This is a genomic window from Acinetobacter sp. YH18001 (assembly GCF_013416975.1).
In the GTDB taxonomy this organism is placed as follows: Bacteria; Pseudomonadota; Gammaproteobacteria; order Pseudomonadales; family Moraxellaceae; genus Acinetobacter; species Acinetobacter pseudolwoffii.
Window position 1 is genome coordinate 1 of sequence record NZ_VPEU01000098.1, and the last position, 2,969, is coordinate 2,969.

General features: G+C 34.9%; 3 protein-coding genes and 3 pseudogenes. 4 read left to right on the plus strand and 2 right to left on the minus strand.

Annotated features, from left to right (window positions below):
* Together FTV48_RS14345 and FTV48_RS14350 are read right to left on the minus strand one after the other, a co-directional pair.
* On the minus strand, window positions 1-1,529 hold a 1,529-nt coding region (locus tag FTV48_RS14345; protein WP_306669359.1), incomplete at its 3' end, for a calcium-binding protein.
* 18 nt (window positions 1,530-1,547) lie between these two features.
* Window positions 1,548-1,859: a hypothetical protein gene (locus FTV48_RS14350; RefSeq protein WP_180000746.1), complete on the minus strand. Its 312-nt coding sequence runs from the start codon at window positions 1,857-1,859 to the stop codon at window positions 1,548-1,550.
* A 109-nt stretch (window positions 1,860-1,968) separates the two neighbouring features.
* Here FTV48_RS14350 and FTV48_RS14355 point away from each other — a divergent pair, with 109 nt between their 5' ends.
* From FTV48_RS14355 to FTV48_RS15070, 4 genes and pseudogenes are all read left to right on the plus strand, one after another.
* Entirely contained in the window at window positions 1,969-2,418 is a 450-nt protein-coding gene (locus FTV48_RS14355; RefSeq protein WP_180000747.1) for a universal stress protein, read from the plus strand.
* 75 nt (window positions 2,419-2,493) lie between these two features.
* Window positions 2,494-2,604, plus strand: a pseudogene (locus FTV48_RS14360) (IS5/IS1182 family transposase); the annotation flags it as partial.
* A gap of 147 nt (window positions 2,605-2,751) precedes the next feature.
* Window positions 2,752-2,811: pseudogene (locus tag FTV48_RS15065) on the plus strand (hypothetical protein); the annotation flags it as partial.
* 30 nt (window positions 2,812-2,841) lie between these two features.
* Window positions 2,842-2,969: pseudogene (locus tag FTV48_RS15070) on the plus strand (adenosylhomocysteinase); the annotation flags it as partial.

Below are 2,969 nucleotides of genomic sequence, written 5' to 3' on the forward strand. Positions count from 1 at the left end.
ATGTCGAGACACTGGATCATTATACCGATCAGGTGATTCAGACCACGCGTAAAGTCATGGCCTCCTTCTAATCGCCCTTCTCCACCAAAAAGTATACTTTTTGAATAATAAAGTGTGTCATCTCCTATGCCTCCAAATAGAGAGTCATTTTCTCCTCCTCTAGCTGCTGCTCCTGTACCTTCATCTCCTGCATAGAGAATATCGTTACCATTCCCTCCATAAAGACGGTCATTCCCTCCATTACCTACTAATATATCGTTTCCAGCACCACCATAAAGTTCATCATTGCCTATTCCTCCATATAGTACATTCTTACTTGTGTCCTCTAAATCATTTTCCTCTTTACCAGCAAATAATTTATCATCCCCCTCATCACCATATAGTTGATCTTGTCCTAATCCCCCATAAAGTTCGTCAGAACCAAAACCACCATATAATTCATCATTATCTTTGTTTCCATATAATTTATCATCACCTAATCCTCCATATAGCTCATCATTTCCTTCTCCCCCTATTAAGCGATCCTGACCTACTCCACCATATAATTTGTCGTTACCCCCTAATCCAAATAGAGAATCATTTCCAAGTCCAATTAGTAAACCTCCATCAATTTCATCATTACTATTTGTGCCATATGTGTAATCATCAAAAATTTTATAAATGGCTGTACCTATTGTTGTACTTCTATCAACTTCACTTAAATCTTCTAAGTAGCTCACAAAGTCATCAAAATTAGAGCTTATAAAATCAAATACGCCATTTTTTGATTCATTAATTATTTGTTTGACTACTTCACTTTTCTGAAGTGTACTAAATAAAACTTTTAATCCAACCCATTGATCACTATGTGGAGCCAATAACGTCGCTACAACAGGCATTCCCATTAATAAAGGTACTATTGCAGCTAAATTTAGACCGTCAGAGTAACCATATCCAAAAGTTTTAATAGCTCCCCATACTGCTGCTCCTTGCCCATCACTACCAACATCAAACTTATCAATTGTACGTGCCATAGCAGTACTTGTAGTTTTAATAAATTCCTCATCTAAGCCTTTATCAATAATATATTGACCTAATTTTTTATTATCTGTTTTTACACCTAAATTTAAATCCCAATAGTAAAATGCTCCGCCCCACTGAGAAACATTTATACCTCCAACATCTAAGGCAGCAGCAATATCATGCTCTACTTGTTTTTCTAAGGAAGGAATTCTGCCAGTAGTTAAAATATCATCGATTACATTCTTTGCAATCAAGTTAGTCATATCTATGATTTGAGCATCTGTCTTTCCAGCAATTTTATTTATTTGTTGAATAAAATAACCAGACTCTGTTGGAGGCTCATTAAGAGGGTCATTTATATATCTATTAATTTCAGCAGCTTGTTGAAACCAATAGGCTTGATCGGGAGGCATTTGATTCTTAAAATTAGTATAAATATAAAGATATGCTAGTTCATAATCTGGTGGATTTGAACTCATTAAATTTAAAATGTCATTTCTTTGGTTTTCACTTAATATAATACTCATTATTATTTCCTATTCTAATTAATTATTTAAAGGAGATACATCCCAAATCTCTAATAAGCGCCATATTGCATTATCAATATCTTGCCATTTCTCCCAATTATTTAAATTAGTTTCCCATTGAACCCATATACCTCCATACTTATTTGGTTCATAATTATTTCCTATTATTTCAATTGATTCTCCATCTTCTGGTGTTCTTCCTCTTGTATTAACTTTAAGAAAGACACCAGAAACATTTGGAATATTCGAATCTGCATAACAAAATAGATATTCATCAGAAAAAATCCTCCGATAGCATTCCAAACCGAATTTTTTAAATTTCGAATCCATCTTGACATATTCCGGATAAATTTGATATTGTTTAATGCTTTAAATTGAAGCGCTAACATGCTTATGTTATCTATAACTGAATAGAAAGTTCGTATTTGGAGCATTATCGATGTCATACCAGAATATTTTAGTACCAGTTGATGGTTCAAAAGTTTCATTCTCCGCGGTAAAACATGCGGTCGAAATTGCTCAGGTATTCGATAGCAGATTGACCTTCATCAGTCTGGTTTCTGAAGATCCATTTACAGATGCAGATTTCTATTATTATTATGTCTCTGCTCCAATGAAAGAACACTTTATTCAAGCTTATGCGAATGCAGAAGAGGTATTAAAACAAGCAAGTGAAATTGCATATGCAGCGGGCGTTCAAGTTGAAACTAAAGTCCTAAAAAGTGTAGTGTTTGAAGAAAGTATTGTGAAAACTGCCAAACAGATACAGGCTGATCTCATTGTGATGGGATCGCATGGTCGCAGAGGTTTTAAAAAATGGAGACTCGGAAGTGTGGCCACAGCTGTACTTCGCTCAACCGAATTACCAGTGATGATCATGAAATATTAGGGTGTGTTGACATTTTAGCTTAACAAATAGCGAAGTAGTAAAATCAAATCTTCAAACCTAATTTCACTATTCGATATGCCTCGTACCATGCTGAAAGATCAACACTGGTAAAATTTAAAAGTTATTCTGCGTAATTTATCCATTCATCATAATTCAAATTTACTTAATTTTATTGAAGCTATTCTCATAGTTTTAATTATAAATAGTAAATATCAACGGTGCCTAGTAAATTCAAAAATTTTTAATAGTCAATTTTAGGACTAATTTTTCTTTAAAATCATTAGCAAAATGCTAGAGTATGAAGATTGCTATTGGACGGTAGAGGATAAAACCATGGCTGTTATTCTTCAGGTAGACTTTCCGACGCCAGGCCCATTTGGAGAAGAGATGAGTCGCGCCTATCAAACACTTGCAGAAAGTATTAATCACGCTGCTGCTGCAATCGCGGCTGCGGGTATTCCTGTGTTTGCCTGGAAAGGCGAAACTGAAGAAGAATACATGTGGTGTCTTGAACAACAGATCAATGTCAATGGCAAACCTTGGGATGCCAA